Source organism: Ligilactobacillus pobuzihii E100301 = KCTC 13174 (assembly GCF_000349725.1).
GTDB classification, from domain to species: domain Bacteria; phylum Bacillota; class Bacilli; order Lactobacillales; family Lactobacillaceae; genus Ligilactobacillus; species Ligilactobacillus pobuzihii.
In genome coordinates this window covers 20668-38339 of record NZ_APCP01000004.1, presented here as the reverse complement: position 1 = coordinate 38339, position 17672 = coordinate 20668, and the positions used below count along the sequence as shown (strand labels likewise).

Genomic DNA, 17672 nt, shown 5'->3' with positions numbered 1-17672 from the left:
TTATACAGATATGGAGCAATTCATGTCTATTTTATACAGAAAAAACCCCGAAAATTCGGGGCTTTTTTGTATTATTTAACTTTCAACCTTTAGTAACCAACAAAACTAGCTTTGAGATAGGAACTTGTTCATGCTTTGTGTGGACAAGTTTTTTCTACGCTAAATTTGACAAAAAAGCACTCTGTAATTATACCTTGGTGTTGTTTTCTGGTAGAATAGGAGTAAGCGAAAATTATGGTGTCTTGGTTGACACTGTTGATTATTCGAGCTCCGCATGACAGCAGGTTGTGCCTAACCAACACGTCCACTACAATGCTTAAAAACGCATTATAGTGTCCCTGCCCGTTAGTGCTCTCCTGCTGACCGCCATGCTCCGCTCTGTTTTCATATTCGAGCTCCGCAGCTCAGCAGACTGTGCCTAGCTAACTTCATCACCACATTGCTAAAATCGCAATATGGTGCTAAAGTCTGCTAGTGCTCGTCTACTGGTCGAGCTGCTTCGCTCTGTTTTCATATTCGAGCTCCGCATGACAGCAGGTTGTGCCTAACCAACACGTCCACTACAATGCTTAAAAACGCATTATAGTGTCCCTGCCCGTTAGTGCTCGCCTGCTGACCGCCATGCTCCGCTCTGTTTTCATATTCGAGCTCCGCAGCTCAGCAGACTGCGCCTAGCTAACTTCATCACCACATTACTAAAATCGCAATATGGCGCTAAAGTCTGCTAGTGCTCGTCTACTGGTCGAGCTGCTTCGCTCTGTTTTTTATATTCGAGCTCCGTGAGACAGCAGCATACGCTTAACCAAATTCAAACTTACAACGCTGAAAAGCGCGTTATAAGTCTGAATTCCGTTAATGCTTTGCTTCTAGTCGTCTCACTTCGCTCTGTTTTTCATTAGGAGGTTATTTCATGTTAAAACTTGGTATTATTGGTACAAATTGGATCACCGAACAGTTCGTTAACGCTGCTCATGAAACTGGTAAGTGGCAGTTGACTTCCGTTTATTCACGGACCTTGGATAAAGCTCATCAATTTGGCGATAAATTTGCAAGTACTTCTGAATTTTTCGATAACTTAGATGACTTTTTTGACCAGGGGAGTTTTGACACTGTCTATATTGCATCACCCAATAGTTTGCACTTTGAACAATGTAAACAGGCTATTCTAGCGGGCAAAGATGTTGTGGTCGAAAAACCCGCCTGCTCTAATCCATTTGAAATGAAAGCATTGATCCAGCTCTTACGGCAACATCCAGATACATTCTTGTTTGAAGCTGCACGTCATGTGCATGAACCAAACTTCCGCGCTGTTGCTAAAGCCGTGGAATCGTTGAATGTTGTTCAAGGAGCGACGTTGACTTATGCAAAGTATTCTTCTCGCTACGACCAAGTTCTAGCTGGTAAAGAACCTAATATTTTTTCACCTGATTTTTCTGGTGGTTGTGTCCAAGACTTAGGTGTTTACCTAGTGTATGATGCGATCGTATGGTTCGGAATGCCAAGTAGCGTAGATTATCATGCTACGATCTTAGAGACTGGCGTTGATGGCAAGGGAATCGCAGTTTTACATTATCCAGACTTTGACGTGACCTTAAACTTAGCTAAAAATGTTAACTCATATTTGCCAGGTGAGATCTATGGTTTGAAAGAGACGATCCGGATGGACCACTCAGGTGATTTAAATAAAGTTGTTTTAGACGATGGAAATGGTCATCAAAAAGATCTATCTGTCAAACAAGCAGATAATCCGATGGTCGCTGAAGCTAATGAATTTGCGGATGTCTTGAACGACAAAGATTCAAATGACGCTAAACAATTGGAAGAAGACTGGCTTGCTTATGCCGTGCAGGTCAATAAAGTGCTGTATCAATTACGGCAAAGTGCCAATATTAAATTTAAGGCTGACAAAGTGGCCAAAGAAGTAGAAGAGGAAAATAATGAATCCTAAGTTTGTTGAGGAATTTGAAAAAGAAAAATTTGTTGAGCTAAGTCCGATTCAAAAGGCGGTTTATGGTCCTTTATCTGCGGGAGAAAATGTGATCGGCTACGCACCAACTGGCTCGGGGAAAACTTTAGCTTATGCCATGCCTTTACTCGAAACACTCTTGTCTAAAGATGGCACGCAGTTGTTAGTCTTGGTACCTTCACAAGAATTAGCTGTACAGGTCAATAACGTCATGGGGCGCTTTGCGTCTTTGCTAGGCATGAAATCGATCGCGGTGATCGGTGGAGCCAACGTTAAGCGCCAGTACGAAAAATTAAAGAAACACCCTGAAGTTGTTGTTGGCACTCCAGGTCGGATCTTAGATGTGATCAATGAGCGTAAGTTAAAGATGCACAAGTTAACATCTTGTGTGATCGATGAAGCAGATCAGATGTTAGCTGATGATGCTTCGATGGCAGCGTGTCGTGAGATCGTGGGACACGCTAAGGCTGATGTGCAGTTGTCGTTTTTTTCGGCAACTGATTCTGCCAAGTTAAATGACGTCCCTCATTGGTTTGGCATCGAACCCAAAGTGATCGATGTTCGTCAAATTGATGATACTCAAGGGCACGTGGTGCATTATTTGATTGAAAGTCCTGAGCGTAAACGAGTGGAAATGTTGCGTAAACTCGCCAACTTGGATGACTTTGCTGGTCTAGTTTTCTTTGATTCCACGACAAACGTTAAAGATGTCGCCGAAAAGTTAGCTTTTCAACATGTCGCAGTTGGTGAATTGAGTTCTGGTCAAAGTTCTCAGAAACGTAAACAAGCTCTAGCTGATCTTCGTAAACGTAAGATCCGCTTACTATTAACGACTGACGTGGCTGCTCGCGGTTTAGACATTGCACAATTACCGGCTGTGGTCAACTTTGATATTCCACGTGATCTCACGACTTATATTCACCGTAGTGGTCGTACTGGCCGAATGGGAGCACAGGGCGCTGTGATCAATTTAGGTAATGAACACGACTTACGTCAATTCAAGCAATTGGTAGGTAATGAAGGGTACGATCTGCAGACCGGCTATGTTTATCAACACCAATTAGTAACTGACTTAAAGGCGGCTCAGGCTTCAAACAAGCAGGAAAATAAACCGAAAAAGAAGAAAAAGGCCAAGGCGCAGGTCAAGCAAATGACTGCCGCAGAAAAGAAGCAAAACCAAAAAGTTAAGCACAAAAAGAATCGCAAGCGTGACCGTAAAAATAAGGGGAAACCGAAGTCAAAAAAGAAAATGGACGGCTCATCGGACTCCATTTGATAGTGCGTACCCTAACTTTAAGAAAAACCTTAAGCTGGGAGTACTTGCTTTCAATTTGAAGTTAAATGGCTTATGATAAGTATGGGTCAGGCAACTTAACTAAAAAGATGAGGTGGTCTGCATGAAGACTTCAATTAAATTAAACGTATCGGCTGAGTATATTTTTGAACGGTTGATAGATTCAAGGATTTACGACATTTTCGAGGCCACTGGCGAGTGGGTCACTGAAGACGATTTAACTAATTTTAGTTATGTTTCCGAAAACGATGCAGGACAAAACTGTCGAATCGTGTTAAACAAGGTTTCTTTTGCGCAAAGTTACCATTATCAAGTTGAAACAAAAAATGAACTGATTTCGAAAGCTTTTGATCTTAAGACTTTGGCAGCTGACAAAGTCGAAGTCACATTTAGCCAGCGCGTCAAAGCTAAAAACTTATTGCATGGGTTGCGTAATAAGACAACTAATTTATTTTTAGGTTGGTTGCAGGCTAGCAACTTCAGAAAGGTCTTAAAGCAGATCGAAGTTGGGTATTAAAATGTTTGATCCTATTGACTTTATGGCTTTTTAACCGCTATACTAGTAAAGGCTGGTTGCTACATGCGCTTGTAGCTCAGCAGGATAGAGCAACCGCCTCCTAAGCGGTAGGTCATCGGTTCAATTCCGATCAAGCGCATAAAAAAAATGGCATGCCTGCATAGTGCAGGCATGCCATTTTTTTTAAAGTAAAACTAGTCTGAACGTAAAATAGCAAGTGACATCTAGTTGTTAGTTAACTGTACGCAAGTTTGCCAAAGGGGCGTTTGGTTGCAGCTAATTTGCATCAAAACTCAACTATTTAAAGTAAAGCCTAGCCTGATTCACTTACAAACCCGATAGTTTAAGGCTACAGAAATAAAAATAATAATAATGAAATTAAGTTAATGGAGTGGAAAAAATGGATAAGATCAAAATCATGACGGTGTTTGGTACACGACCTGAGGCAATTAAAATGGCACCCTTGATCAAGGAAATGCAGAAGCGTCCGGATGAATTCGAGCCGATCACAGTCGTAACAGCGCAGCATCGAGAAATGCTCGATCAGGTACTAGGGATTTTTGATATTAAACCTGACTATGATTTAAATATTATGCATCAAGGTCAAACATTGAATGACATCACGACCGATGTTTTACAAAAATTAGACCAGGTGATCGCACAAGCACAGCCAGATATTGTTCTGGTTCACGGTGATACAACGACAACCTTTGCGGCAAGTATTGCGACTTTTTATGCCCAAAAGACATTGGGACATGTCGAAGCTGGTTTACGGACTTGGAATAAGTACTCGCCATATCCTGAAGAAATGAACCGTCAGATGACTGATGTTTTGAGTGATCTTTATTTTGCGCCGACAAAACAGAGTCAAGCTAACCTGTTACAGGAAAATCATCCGCAAGATAAAATTTTTGTGACGGGTAATACTGCCATCGATGCTTTGAATGAAACTGTCCGAAAAGATTATCATCATTCAGCTTTAGATGAAATTGCGGCAGGTCATCGGATGATCTTAGTGACGATGCACAGACGTGAAAGTCAAGGTGAGCCGATGCGTCAAGTGTTCAGTGCTATGCGCCAAGTACTTAAAGAACGCCCGGACGTTGAGATCGTCTATCCAGTCCATTTAAGCCCAGCTGTGCGTGAGATCGCTCATGAAGTTTTCGATGGCATCGACCGCGTACATTTGATCGAACCGCAAGACGTGATCGACTTTCATAACTTATCCGCACGCAGCTATTTTATTATGACTGATTCCGGCGGTGTCCAAGAAGAAGCACCTTCATTAGGCAAACCCGTCCTAGTCTTACGTGATACCACAGAACGACCAGAAGGTGTCAGTGCCGGTACACTTAAATTGGTCGGGACAGACTATGATCAGGTTAAAACAGAAATGTTGAATTTACTTGACGATGAAAAAAGTTACCGTGCAATGTCTGAAGCTTCTAACCCATATGGCGATGGGCAGGCATCACAACGGATCTTAGCAGCTATCAAGTATCATTTTGGTATGCAAAAAAAACGTCCAACTGATTTTAAATAAGAAGTAAACGAATCGTGTTCTCAAAAGGAGCACGATTTTTTTATATTAGGTTCGATTTTTACATGGTCACACTTGTATTTGTAAAGCCTTATAAAAGCAATTACAAAAATCATGATACTTGAGATTATGTTATGTAATAGTAGTGTCTGTTTTCAAGGAGAAATGTCATTAGAAAATTATTTTGCAAACTCAAAAAGTGCCACGGACTGAAATTTAGTCTGTAGCACTTTTTTTGCTCATTATTTTCTTGAATAACGATAAAAGACAAAGGAAACGATGCCGCCAACTAGAGCGAACAATAGACCAACAAGCGATAAGACAGTACCTAATTTGGCACCAGGTAATTCGTAGGTAAAGCTGACCTTGTTGTTTCCTTGCGGTAATTTGACCCCGATAAAGGCGGTGTTAGTTCGTAAGAGTTTCTGTTTTTTGCCGTTGACCTTGACCTTCCACCCCTTGGAATAAGGGATAGTGGACGTTAAGATCCCCGCTTTATTTGTTTTTATCCGTCCAGTGATCTGGTCTTTTTGTAATTTGAGATCGTCTAATTTATTTTGTTGGATCTGTTTAACTTGTTTTTGATACTGGCCATTTTTTGCCAACGGAGTCGCAATAACTTTCAAATCGAAACTGTAGTTACCTAATTTCGATGGGGTAAAAGTTAGTGACTCTGGCAATGAATTATCAAAGTGACCAACGTTCATCGTACCATTCGTGATGTCCTTATAAAAAGAAAGGGCATCTTGTTTAGGCTGCTTGATAGTTTCAGTTCCACGTGAAGAATCAACTTTAAGACTAAAACTAGAATCAGGTGAACCTTGTAAGACATGATAACGCAGGTATTTGTAATAATTGTAACGGTTATTTTGATCCAGTAGACCGTGGATCCCTTGTGAGCTTTTATGAAGTTGCTCGAGTTTGATCTGGTCTTTTAAGGAAAATGGTTCGTATTCGATGTTGTCAAACTCTAAATGGAGCTCAGAATCTGGATAATATTTATCATCTTCTTGATCTTGTGGCCGTGTTAATAACAATTGATAAGTTTCATCACTATCCATTTTAGCGACATTATGTGTGTCGATCTCGTTACCACGGCTTGATATCAAACGATAAGGAATTTCGACAGTTTGGTCTTTGATCGTGGCACGTTTTAGTCCAGCCGCGGCTTTTTCGCTAACTTTGACACCACTTGCTAATGCCCGCTCTTTTTGGCTGGCAGTATATTTACGTTGTTGCTTATCAGTAAAGACTTGGTCTTGCCAATAAAAAAGCGGGAAAGCATTATCTGACTTATAACGTCGCGCTTGTTGGTCTTTTTGACTGTCATGGTTAGGGTCAGTGACCATTTTTGTGGTTTTATCTAAGTAATAACCAGCTGGTATCTTTTTGTAATTGTCTTGGTTGAGCCAGTTAAAGATGTAACGCACACCTAGAAAATTATTCAAGATCGTACGGTCATCGACCTGACGTAAAGGTACGTTAGCGTCGTACTGAATGTTTTGCATGTCCTCGGAAAATTCGCCCACGTATTTATTTTGGACGGAATAATAAGAAGATAAAGTGGTCGTTGTTTGCGGTAAATTATTGTACAAATTATAGCCTGCACCCAGATCGAAGTTTTGACTAGTTGATGAGACTCGATAACCTTTTTGATCGACTGGCGCTAGCCTATGATCTAAACCAGCATACATTTTTTTCTTCAAGTTCTCGTAGGTTTTGGTGGGTAACATTTCATTTGAATACCCGCCATTGTAAGGTGCTTCGTAGTAAATGGCATTCAAGGAAACATTGGCCAAGACGACCAGTAACAAGAAACGGGTCGGATGAGCCACTTTTTTGAAATGCACGAGCATTAAAGCTGCCAAACTGATAAACAAAAAGATAAACGGAACGAATAGTTTTTCATCACTTTCAAAATAATAAGTGATGCCAATGACAGCTGCATAAACTAGTAGGGCATAGCTAAAGTATTTAAATAAGCGGTCAGATAACCATGACGCATTTTTGATCAGGGCACAAGTTGCCAGTGCGAGCGGTAGACACAAAAGCAAGGTCCATCGGTTGGAAGGTGCCATACCGCCGTTAAAAAGCGCGCCGAAAAATGGGAATAACAACATGATAAAACTTAGGACGAAGGTTGTTGCTAATAATTTGTAACGCTTAAAGCGACTAAAGATAAAGATGATCGCAAAAAAGGCAATGCTGGCAAAACCTAGAGCTGACCAGAAATAAAAATCACGGTTGCCACCGTTGATAAATTGCGATGGTAAGGCTAAATAGTAATAGAGTGGATACATTTTTAGACCATTGGCGAAATTACTGGCAGCCCGCGTTGAGTTCGTTACGGCAAAGACCACGGGTACTAAAATAATGGCTGAAGTCAAAACACTCGTGATCGTCGCAAATACTAATTTGCCCAGAGTCTTCAGGTAATTTAAGTCATGCAAGTAATAAAGTACCACGCGCAAGATCAAATAAATGATCGCACCTAACCCTAAAACAAAGGCGAAATAATAGTTACTACACAACATCCAGATAAAAGTGAATGTCAAAGGCCACGGCGAACCGCCTTGTAAGATCTTCTCGATCCCTAATACTAAAAGCGGGAAGATGATAAAAGGCGTGGTAAAAAATGGTTGTGCTTCTGCTGAATACAATAAGAAGGCGTTGAATAGGTAAACCAAGACCCCTGTGTTGATAACATTTTTACTGAAATTAAAATGTGAGGCAAAAAAGACAAAAGATAGGCCTGCACAGTATAAACGCAAGATGATCAGCCACTGATATATTATTACTACTTTGCTAACAGGAAATAAGAGCGTTAAATAAGCGAAAATATCGCCAATCAAGTAGTAAGAATAGACGGAAAAATTGTCAGTCCCCAAGCCCATCTGATAAGACCACTGAGGTAGTGAATCAATTTTTCCGCTTAATAAATCACCCATTGCTTGGCGAAAGTTTTCTAATAATGGCAAATGCTGGTTGGCGCCATCTAAGCGCCAGATCAACGAATGGCCAGTGATCCAATATGTACCGAACATACAAAGAGCGACAAGCAAGAAGACAATTGTGTAATCACGGTATAAATGTTTGATTTTATGATGTTTGACCGAAAAATGCACAAAAAAACCTCCAATTCATTCTTTAACATTGTACCTTAAAAAAAAGGTTAGCAATAATGAATTGGAGATTTTTAATTGTTTCTTCTAATTTTAAAACAGGTTTTCCAGTAAACAAGTCTTGGTAACTTATTTATCGTTAGTCTTGAAAATTAAAAATTTACTGAAGAAGTAGTTGATCACGACTACGAAAACTTGGTCGATCAGTTTTGTCAGGTTGTCGTCGATCTTAAAGACTGAGATCCCTAAATACATGATAAAGGCGTCAACGAGCAGTGATACTCCACGGTAAAAGAAAAATTTTCCCATTTCGCTCCAGAAAGCTTTAGCTGTTGTATACTTGGAGCCAAAAACCCAGACTTTATTTGTAAAAAATGCAAATAAGACCGATAGCAGCCAGGCGATCACATTTGCAAGCTGATAATACAGGTCAAAGACTGTGCCAAAAAGATAGAAAGCTACGATGTTGATCAAAGTCGTTAGACCACCAAAGAATAAGTAGGCGATCACACCTTTATATTTAAGCCACATTTTTTTGATCATTTCCATTATTTTTGTTGTTCTTGGTATGTTTCAACCAATTTTTTGCTGAAATCATCGAGGGCTGCTAGGTCTTCGTTTGAATCAGGAGCAAGATTGATTTTTAAGTCGGGTGCACCTTGGATGGCATTAGCACCTTTCATGGCATTACTGAAGTCATCGACCGCAGTGCAGTAAAATCCTTCGTAAAAAGTATCACCAGAGCCGGCAACTCCATAAACTTTGCCATCAAGCTGCGCGTCTTCTTTTAAATCATCATAAAAATCCAAACCTTCATCAGGTAAGGCACCTTCATCATAAGTATAAGGACAGATGACACAAATATCAGCTTCTTCGAAGTCTTCGATCTCAGCTTGTGAGATCTCGATCTGTTCGATCTCAAATCCCTGATCTTCCAAATTATCTGATATGATATCTGCGATGTCTTCATTATTTCCTGTGATCGTGGCGAAAACAACTTTTGCCGTTGGCATGACTGATCCTTCTTTCAATGTGTTATATCAAGAGCTATTATAGCAGATTATGTGCATAATTTATCAACTACTTTGATAAAATTAAACATTAATCACTAAATACGTTATAATGGGTAAGTGATTGAGCAAATATTCTAAAATATTGCTTGGCCACTTTACTGTGGTGGTAGTATTAATGGAAAATGACTCGCAAAGAAACTCTTAGGTCGTACAAAAATATTTTTATCCAAGAGTTGTTAATAATTGGAGGTAACTAATAGATGATTACATTAAAATCGCCCCGTGAGATCCATGAAATGGCTGAATCGGGTGCTATTCTAGCTGGTATGCATGCTGGTGTGCGTGAAATGATCAAACCAGGTATGTCCAGCTGGGATATTGAAGAATTTGCCTTGAAGTATTTCAAGGAACACGACGCAATTCCAGAACAGATCGGTTTTGAAGGATTCAAATACGCTACTTGTATCTCAGTTAATGACGAGATCTGCCATGGCTTTCCCCGCAAAGATCTGATCTTTAAAGATGGTGACTTAGTCAAAGTTGATACTGTTGTTAACTATCATGGTGCAATGAGTGATTCGTGTTGGTCATATGTAGTCGGAAAATCAACGCCTGAGATCGACCGTTTGATGGATGTAACGAAAAAATCCTTGTACTTAGGTATCGACCAAGCTCAAGTTGGTAACCGGATCGGGGATATCGGTGCGGCTATCCAACACTTTGCTGAAGATGAAAATGGCTTTGGTGATGTGCGCGAATTTATCGGACATGGTATTGGACCGACAATGCATGAAAGTCCGAATGTGCCACATTATGGCGAGGCAGGTAAAGGCTTGCGCTTACGTCCAGGTATGACGATCACGATCGAACCAATGATCACGATGGGGGACTGGCAAGCGGTTATGGATGATCCCAATGGTTGGACCGCTCGGACACAAGACGGCAGTATTTGCTGTCAGTATGAACATACGCTTGCGATCACAAATGATGGTCCAAAGATCTTAACTTCTCAAGATCCGGAGTTTGACGCAAAATATTTACTTTAATATATAAAACAAGTATAATCGCTTTAAATCAAGTTAGATAAAAACTAGTTTTAAACATTCAAAGCTTGACCGTGTAGTTGTGGTCGATGCCTGTGATGTATTTAATAAAGCTTGATATAAATATACTAGTAATAAATACTATTTGTTAAAGAGGAGCGATCAAATGAAAGTAAGGAAAGCTGTTATCCCTGCTGCTGGCTTAGGTACACGTTTTTTACCGGCAACTAAGGCTTTAGCTAAGGAAATGCTACCGATCATCGATAAACCAACGATCCAATATATCGTTGAGGAAGCTAAAAAATCAGGTATCGAAGATATTTTAGTGGTTACCGGGAAAGGTAAGCGTCCGATCGAAGACCATTTTGATTCGGTGCCTGAGTTGGAACAAAACTTGAAAGACAAGGGTAAAACTGAACTCTTGAAATTGGTCGAACAGACGACGGATATCAACTTGTACTTTATTCGGCAATCACATCCTCGTGGTTTGGGCGATGCTGTTTTGATGGCTAAAGACTTTGTTGGTGATGAGCCATTCGTTGTAATGTTGGGTGACGATATTATGAAAGATAAGGTCCCGTTAACTAAGCAATTGATGGATCGCTATGATGATACTCACGCGTCAACTTTGGCTGTGATGAAAGTGCCACATCAAGAAGTTAACAAATATGGTGTGATCGACCCAGCTGCACAAACTAAACCTGGTTTGTACGATGTTAAGCGGTTCGTTGAAAAGCCAGCAGTGGATAAAGCACCTTCAGATCTGGCCATCATTGGTCGTTACTTGTTAACGCCCGAGATCTTTTCAATGTTGGAAACACAGAAGCCTGGTGCCGGTAACGAAATTCAACTGACTGATGCGATCGATCGTTTGAACAAGATCCAACGGGTCTTTGCTCATGAATTCAAGGGCGATCGTTTCGATGTTGGTTACAAGTTTGGTTATTTAAAGACTTCGATCGAATTTGGCTTACGTCATCCGGAAGTTAAAGATGATCTGTCAGCTTACATTAAAGAACTCAGCAAAAAATTGAAATAAAGCGGCTGATTTGACTCACTTCAAGAAGAGAGTGAGACAAAAGATACCTTGAAGCCGCTTTATAACGATGATTGCGTTATTTTGGGTCGTAGCGAAGCGAAGGACTAGAATAACGCAATCGTTGTTACAGTAAGGCTTCAATCTTTTGGAACACATTTAAGGGCCGTCGATTTATCCCATTAAATTGGGTTAAATCGACGGCCCTTTTAGGATTGGACAGCTAGTTTGGTCCCAGCCCCTTCTTTTTTCTACTTTTGCTTTTTTTAAAAGGCTATGCTAGACTGTCTACCTTGTTTTCATAAGACTAGTAGTTAAAAGTAATAAAAGCCATGAAGTTTAAAGCTGTCTCGATCGACTAGTGTTATATTTTGTTAATTGATAATTTCCTACTATTTTTCTGATATTTAGTGTAAAATAGAACAAGCAATATTTTTTGTGTATTTTATTAAATATTTTTTAGTTAACGTGGTTAAACATTGTGTTTTAATACATAATTAACGAGATTAGGGGAGTTATAATAATGGGTAAACATAAAAAACACGGACATTCAAGACACAAAAAGATACTCAAAAGACTCGGTTGGACAGTATTAACAGTCGCTTTACTATTGATCATCGGTGTCTGGGCGTGGAAGAGTCCAATTGTTCAAAGTCGTGTTCAGGCTTCTTTTGGCAATAACGCTGCTTACCAAAAAAAGGAATATAATAAGCAACGTTCGCTGGCAAAAGCAAAATATGGCAAGCAGTCAGGTTCAGATGATTGTCAACGATTGCTGATGAATACAACACAACGGTTGATGAATTGGTCTCATTAAACAACTTGGAGTCTCGTGATATTTCAGCCGGCGTGCAGATCAAGGTCCCAACGGATGATACTAATAATAGTAGCGAGAATACAAGCGATGATTCAACTTCGCAAACAACCGGGGATACTGAGCAGTCGTCTGATACAGAAACGATGCCTGAGTAATTAAAGAAATATGGAGTGTGAACTACTAAATGGCTCACGAAAAAAAAGAACAACCACTAAAAAAATATATTGGTTTAGCGGTTAAACAATTTGGTGAAGTGAATTTTGCAAATACTGCGGTCGTCATGGCGTACTATTCGCTCTTAGCGATTTTTCCGATGTTGATTTTTGCGACTAACTTGCTGCCAATGTTAGGATTAAAGGCAGAAACGATCCTACCTTATTTACAGACCGCTTTTCCATCGGCTATCTATAGTACATTAAAACCGATCATCATGGACTTTTTGACCAATAGTTCCGGTAGCTTGGCTTCGATCACTGGACTCTTGACGATCTGGTCGGCTAGTAAGGGAATCAATACTTTAAAAAAGTCGATCAATGAAGTATATGGTGTTGAGGATTATGACAATGCAATCACCAGTCGGATTTTTTCGTTTTTCATCATTTTATTTTTCGTGATCATCGTGGTCATAGCTTTTATGATCAATAGTTTTGGGCAGGTCGTGTTAGAATATTTAGCGCCGATTTTTAATTTATCGTTGTCTTGGTTAGAGAATTTTAAGACCTATAAGTCCCTTGTGACTTTTGCTGTGATCTTTTTGATCATGATCTTCTTGTATATGACTTTAACTAATGCCAAGACTCACTTGCGTTATATTTGGCCAGGTGCTTTTTTTACGGCAGTGGGCTGGATGTTGTTAACACAAGCTTTCTCGATTTACGTAAAATATTTTGCTAAATCAGTTTTAAGTTACGGGACGATCGGTACTTTCATTGTATTGTTATTCTGGTTGAACTTTTCGAGTTGGGTCATTTTATTGGGCGCTTTGGTCAATTCAACGCTTGAACGTTATCATTATGGCACGATCAGGCCAAAAAAAACGGCTATCAAAAGATTGTATGATCGAGTAGACCCGACTCAAAGGGTGAAAAATAAAAGAGTAGCTCGTGACAAAAAGAAAAAATAAAAAGATCCTAGTTTCTACCAAATTACTGGTGGAATCTAGGATTTTTTCTTTTTCCTAAACAGGGAGCTGGGACCAAACTAGCTGTCCGATCATAAAAGGGCTGTCGATTTAATCCAATTCAATGGGATAAATCAACTGCCCTTAAACGTGTTCCAAAAGATTGAAGCCTTACGGTAACAACGATTGCGTTATTCTAGTCCTTCGCTTCGCTACGACCCAAAATAACGCAATCATCGTTAGAAATCGGCTTCAAAGCATCTTTTGTCTCACTCTTTTATTCTTCTTCACTTTTGTCTTTTAAATATTGATCGATCAAATCTCCAGAAAAGCCTTTACGATAAAGTCCTTGCCGCACTTTTTGCTGGCGTTTTGTACCGGTATAGCGGTGGTTTTTGCGCCAGAGCTTGTCACCTTGGATAGTCAATGCTTCTTGTTCTTGTGTTTCATCTGGCTGTAAGTCTAGTTCTTCCATGATCAAATTGATCACATCGCCGTTAAACCCCTTTTGCATTAGTTGTTGTCTGATTTTATTTGTTTTGGTCCGAAAAGATTCACTGTGAAAGTGACGCACGCTCTTTTTAGCAGCCGTTACACCATTTATAATCTGTTGTTCTTCTGGAAATTCAAGCAAAGCTTCTTCGATCGCGCTTTCGGTGATCCCTTTTTGTTTGAGCTTACTTTTGATGACAGTTGGCCCTTTGTCAGCAGTTTTAGCCGTGGTCCGGACAAAACTCTGGGCATACTTTAAGTCATCTACTAGGCCCATTTCTGTCAGTTTATTCAGTGTTTTTTCAATGTCATTTTCTGTGACCTCATTTTGGTGTAAATGATCTTTGATCTCTTTTTTAGTACGTAGTTGGTGGGCCAGATAATTCAGTGCTTTTTGGTAGGCCTTAGAAGTGTTATCGGCTTCTTTTAAGTTATCGATCTGTTCTGTAGTTAATTCTCGACCTTTGCTTAAGCCAAATCGGATCAAGACATCTTCGCCGAGTGGAAATGCATATTTGCCGTCTAAATATATGTTATAACGCCCCTTGCGTTTTTGCGTTTTGATCAGGGTGATTGTTTTTGTCAAAATGATCCTCCCTCATATTCGGTCTGATATTTTCATTGAATAATGTTATTATAAGCGCTTGAGGTCTCGTTTTCCATAACTTGCATGGTATAATCGAAAACGACATGCAGTTCAAGTTGTCAAAGACTGCTCACAATGAAGGGAAAATGTAATGAAAAATAATCAACACGCACCACATCAAAATTATCGATCCAGGGATCATAAAAATTCTAGACGACAGACTTTAGAAGGAAAAGTCGTGTTGGTCACCATCAAACGCTTGGGTATCAATGGTGAAGGTATCGGCTATTATAAACGCAAGATCATCTTCATTCCTGGTGCTTTACCACACGAAGATGTTTTAGTACGGGTCGTACTTGAAAAACAAAAGTATCTAAAAGGTGAACTCGTTCGCGTTAAAAAGAAGAGTAAAGATCGGGTTAAACCGGTCGACCGTTACGATGTTGGTGGGATCGAACTAGAACATCTCGCTTACCCAGCCCAACTTAAATTTAAGCGTGATGTGATCAAGCAATCATTAAAAAAGTATCGTCCAAAGGATTTCCCAGATTACCAGATCAAAAAGACACTGGGCATGGACGAGCCTTACCATTACCGGAATAAGTTACAGTTTCAAATTCGTGCGGGGAAAAATGGTCAAGTGCAAGCTGGACTATATCGTCCGAATAGTCATGAACTAGTCGATCTACCCACTTTTTCAACACAGACTGACTTATCTATGAAAACAATACGCTTGATTTGTCAGCTGCTCGCTAAGTGGAAGATCTTGCCTTATAATGAGCACCAAGAAACGGGCATTATTAAAACAGTGGTCGTACGCGAATCATTTGCCAATCACCAATTGCAAGTCGTTTTTATCAGTCGGACTAAAAAGATCCCTCAGATCAATAATTTGATCACTGATTTAGTTTCACAACAACCCGCTGTCGTTTCGGTAATGCAAAATGTTAATCCCCGTCAGACTTCATTGATCTGGGGAGAACAGACCCTGCGTTTGTACGGACAAGATCATTTGATCGAAAAAATTGCTGGTAACGAGTTCCATTTGTCAGCTCGGGCGTTTTTCCAATTAAATACGCCACAAACTGAAGTTTTATACAGGCAAGTTAAACAAGCTTTAGACTTGCAGACAGGTGAATCCTTAGTTGATGCATATTGTGGAGCAGGTACGATCGGGATCTATTTGGCTAAAGAAGCCAGCGCAGTTTACGGCATAGACGTGACACCAGAAGCTATCGCAGATGCACAAAAAAATGCAAAGTTAGCTGGGTTGGATAATGCACACTATGAGGTCGGAACGGCTGAAGATTTATTGGCTAGGTGGACTAAAGCAGGAATTGAAATGGATGCTTTAGTGGTTGATCCGCCTCGAGTCGGGCTTGATGATAAGTTGATCAAGACGATCTTGAAATATCGACCAAACAAATTTGTTTATGTTTCATGTAATCCATCAACATTAGCGGCAGACCTGGTGCAATTAACAAAAGCTTATGATGTAGATTATATTCAACCTGTTGATATGTTCCCACAAACAGCACGGACAGAAGCAGTCGTTAGATTGACACTAAAAGATTATTAGAGCACTTTACAACTTTTTCTAAAATTTAAAGTACAAAAGATGCTGAATAGTTTTTTAACGAAATCACAACTGAACGTAAGTCATGAAAAGGAAAGACTGGGACAAAATTAGCTGTGCGATTCTAAAAGGGCCACCAATCTATCCCATTAATTAAATGGGGTAGATTGGTGGCCCTTAAACGTGTTCCAAAAGATTGAAGCCTTACTGTAACAACGATTGCTTTATTCTGGTTCTCCACTTTGCTACGACTCAAAATAAAGTAATTATCGTTACAAATCGGCTTCAAAACATCTTTTGTCTCACTCTCAAGTCAAAAACATGCCACTGTTACTAGAATTTCTTCAATTACTATGTCACTTTTTTCAACAGTGTTGTCGGTGCCGACCATCAAAAATATTGCAGTTTGATTTTATTCATGTTGCCTATCTTTTGAAATAACTTTTCCCCAATCCCTGCCTGGCAAGAATTGCAGGATAAGGGGACAAGTGCACACAAAGACGCTCTAAATCGTGCCATTACTAAGAAACAAATTTTTACTAGTCCGGCACAGGCAACCCAAAAGTATCAAAATTTTGCAATCATTTTGCAGTTCATACTGGACGTGGGTTCAAGAACTCGGGAAAAATAGTTAAAATTTGTAAAGTACTATGATTATTAAAAAATAAGCTGAAATAAACAAAAGGGACGTAATTGCTTTGTTTATTTTGGCTTATTTTGCTATAATTAATATGATTTCGGTGTATTTACACCTGTGTTTATGGAAAGCAGGGAAGTGTATGCGACATTTCAGTGGACCCAAAGAAGGCGAGTTCATTACTTTGAAGAGTTATAAACACGATGGTAGTCTACACCGTACATGGCGCGATACGATGATCTTAAAAACTAGTGAAAATGCCTTGATCGGTTGCAATGACCATACTTTGGTCACTGAATCTGATGGGCGTAGGTGGCTCACGCGGGAGCCAGCTTTAGTTTATTTTCACGCCAATTACTGGTTTAACATTGTAACCATGATTCGTGATAACGGGATCTCTTATTATTGTAACTTGGCATCACCTGCAGTCTTAGATAAAGAAGCATTGAAGTATATTGATTATGACTTGGATGTGAAAGTTTTTCCAAATGGAGAAAAGCGGCTGTTAGATGTTGACGAGTATCAGGATTTCGGCACTCGTTGGCACTATTCAGCGGCAACTGACAAGATCTTAAAACACAACGTACGAACGTTAGTAGATTGGATCGACCATAAAAAGGGTCCGTTTTCGCAGGAATATGTCGAGATCTGGTATAACCGATACCTAGAGTTATCACGACGGCAGTAAACCCGTCTAATGTTTATAACAAGAAAAAGTCTCTGACTATTCATGTTTTATGAGTGGTGAGGGGCTTTTCGTTTGTTGCAGCTAGTTGAAAGATAGTTTGCATTTCTCTTAGTTAAAAGTGCGCGTTAGTTTGTAGTTTAGAGTTAACAAGAATTGTACATTTATGTAGCAAGAGCTTCATTTAACGATAATCGAGGCTTGTTTTCATTACTTTATTTTTTATTA

At 39.7% G+C, this 17672-nt stretch carries 15 protein-coding genes and 1 tRNA gene; 12 read left to right on the top strand and 4 right to left on the bottom strand.

The annotated features are described in order from the left end of the window. The first annotated feature begins 910 nt into the window (after positions 1-910). The 5 genes from LACPOB_RS0100155 to wecB all read left to right on the top strand — a co-directional run bounded on the left by LACPOB_RS0100155 (position 911) and on the right by wecB (position 5320). A complete protein-coding gene (locus LACPOB_RS0100155; protein WP_017866834.1) occupies positions 911-1948 on the top strand; it encodes a Gfo/Idh/MocA family protein in 1038 nt (345 codons plus the stop codon). Next, positions 1938-3242: a DEAD/DEAH box helicase gene (locus LACPOB_RS0100150; protein ID WP_017866833.1), complete on the top strand. Its 1305-nt coding sequence runs from the start codon at positions 1938-1940 to the stop codon at positions 3240-3242. Before LACPOB_RS0100155 ends, LACPOB_RS0100150 begins: the two co-directional genes overlap by 11 nt. Positions 3243-3363: 121 nt before the next feature. After that, positions 3364-3777, top strand: a complete 414-nt coding sequence (locus LACPOB_RS0100145; RefSeq protein ID WP_017866832.1) for a DUF3284 domain-containing protein — start codon at positions 3364-3366, stop codon at positions 3775-3777. Between the two features lie 65 nt (positions 3778-3842). After that, positions 3843-3916: transfer RNA gene (locus tag LACPOB_RS0100140), tRNA-Arg, on the top strand. Positions 3917-4177: 261 nt separating this feature from the next. Then, a complete protein-coding gene (wecB, locus tag LACPOB_RS0100135; RefSeq protein ID WP_017866831.1) occupies positions 4178-5320 on the top strand; it encodes a non-hydrolyzing UDP-N-acetylglucosamine 2-epimerase in 1143 nt (380 codons plus the stop codon). Between the two features lie 239 nt (positions 5321-5559). Here wecB and LACPOB_RS0100130 read toward each other — a convergent pair whose 3' ends face one another. The 3 genes from LACPOB_RS0100130 to LACPOB_RS0100120 form a co-directional block, all read right to left on the bottom strand. Then, positions 5560-8442: a YfhO family protein gene (locus LACPOB_RS0100130; RefSeq protein WP_017866830.1), complete on the bottom strand. Its 2883-nt coding sequence runs from the start codon at positions 8440-8442 to the stop codon at positions 5560-5562. A gap of 126 nt (positions 8443-8568) precedes the next feature. After that, a complete protein-coding gene (locus LACPOB_RS0100125; protein WP_026142678.1) occupies positions 8569-8982 on the bottom strand; it encodes a GtrA family protein in 414 nt (137 codons plus the stop codon). A 5-nt stretch (positions 8983-8987) separates the two neighbouring features. Continuing rightward, a complete protein-coding gene (locus LACPOB_RS0100120) occupies positions 8988-9452 on the bottom strand; it encodes a flavodoxin (RefSeq protein WP_017866828.1) in 465 nt (154 codons plus the stop codon). A 260-nt stretch (positions 9453-9712) separates the two neighbouring features. Here LACPOB_RS0100120 and map point away from each other — a divergent pair, with 260 nt between their 5' ends. The 5 genes from map (at position 9713) to LACPOB_RS11390 (ending at position 13471) form a co-directional block, all read left to right on the top strand. Further along, positions 9713-10498, top strand: coding sequence for a type I methionyl aminopeptidase (gene map, locus LACPOB_RS0100115; protein WP_017866827.1), 786 nt, complete (start codon positions 9713-9715; stop codon positions 10496-10498). A gap of 163 nt (positions 10499-10661) precedes the next feature. Further along, complete coding sequence (galU, locus tag LACPOB_RS0100110) at positions 10662-11534, top strand: UTP--glucose-1-phosphate uridylyltransferase GalU (protein WP_017866826.1); 873 nt, start codon at positions 10662-10664, stop codon at positions 11532-11534. A 520-nt stretch (positions 11535-12054) separates the two neighbouring features. Then, a complete protein-coding gene (locus tag LACPOB_RS0100105; RefSeq protein WP_017866825.1) occupies positions 12055-12348 on the top strand; it encodes a hypothetical protein in 294 nt (97 codons plus the stop codon). Then, positions 12336-12503 carry a hypothetical protein gene (locus LACPOB_RS12360; RefSeq protein WP_161605882.1) on the top strand — a complete coding sequence of 56 codons (168 nt, stop codon included), beginning with the start codon at positions 12336-12338 and terminating at the stop codon, positions 12501-12503. Before LACPOB_RS0100105 ends, LACPOB_RS12360 begins: the two co-directional genes overlap by 13 nt. 29 nt (positions 12504-12532) lie before the next feature. Next, the gene (locus LACPOB_RS11390) at positions 12533-13471 is read left to right on the top strand and encodes a YihY/virulence factor BrkB family protein (RefSeq protein WP_017866824.1); all 939 of its coding nucleotides are present in this window, start codon (positions 12533-12535) and stop codon (positions 13469-13471) included. Between the two features lie 274 nt (positions 13472-13745). On the opposite strand, the gene recX is transcribed toward LACPOB_RS11390, so the two are convergent. Beyond that, the gene (gene recX, locus LACPOB_RS0100095) at positions 13746-14546 is read right to left on the bottom strand and encodes a recombination regulator RecX (RefSeq protein WP_017866823.1); all 801 of its coding nucleotides are present in this window, start codon (positions 14544-14546) and stop codon (positions 13746-13748) included. Between the two features lie 151 nt (positions 14547-14697). Between recX and rlmD the strand changes: the two genes are divergently transcribed. Together rlmD and LACPOB_RS0100085 are read left to right on the top strand one after the other, a co-directional pair. Continuing rightward, a complete protein-coding gene (rlmD, locus tag LACPOB_RS0100090; protein WP_017866822.1) occupies positions 14698-16125 on the top strand; it encodes a 23S rRNA (uracil(1939)-C(5))-methyltransferase RlmD in 1428 nt (475 codons plus the stop codon). 776 nt (positions 16126-16901) lie between these two features. Beyond that, entirely contained in the window at positions 16902-17447 is a 546-nt protein-coding gene (locus tag LACPOB_RS0100085) for a DUF402 domain-containing protein (RefSeq protein ID WP_017866821.1), read from the top strand. Positions 17448-17672 lie beyond the last annotated feature (225 nt).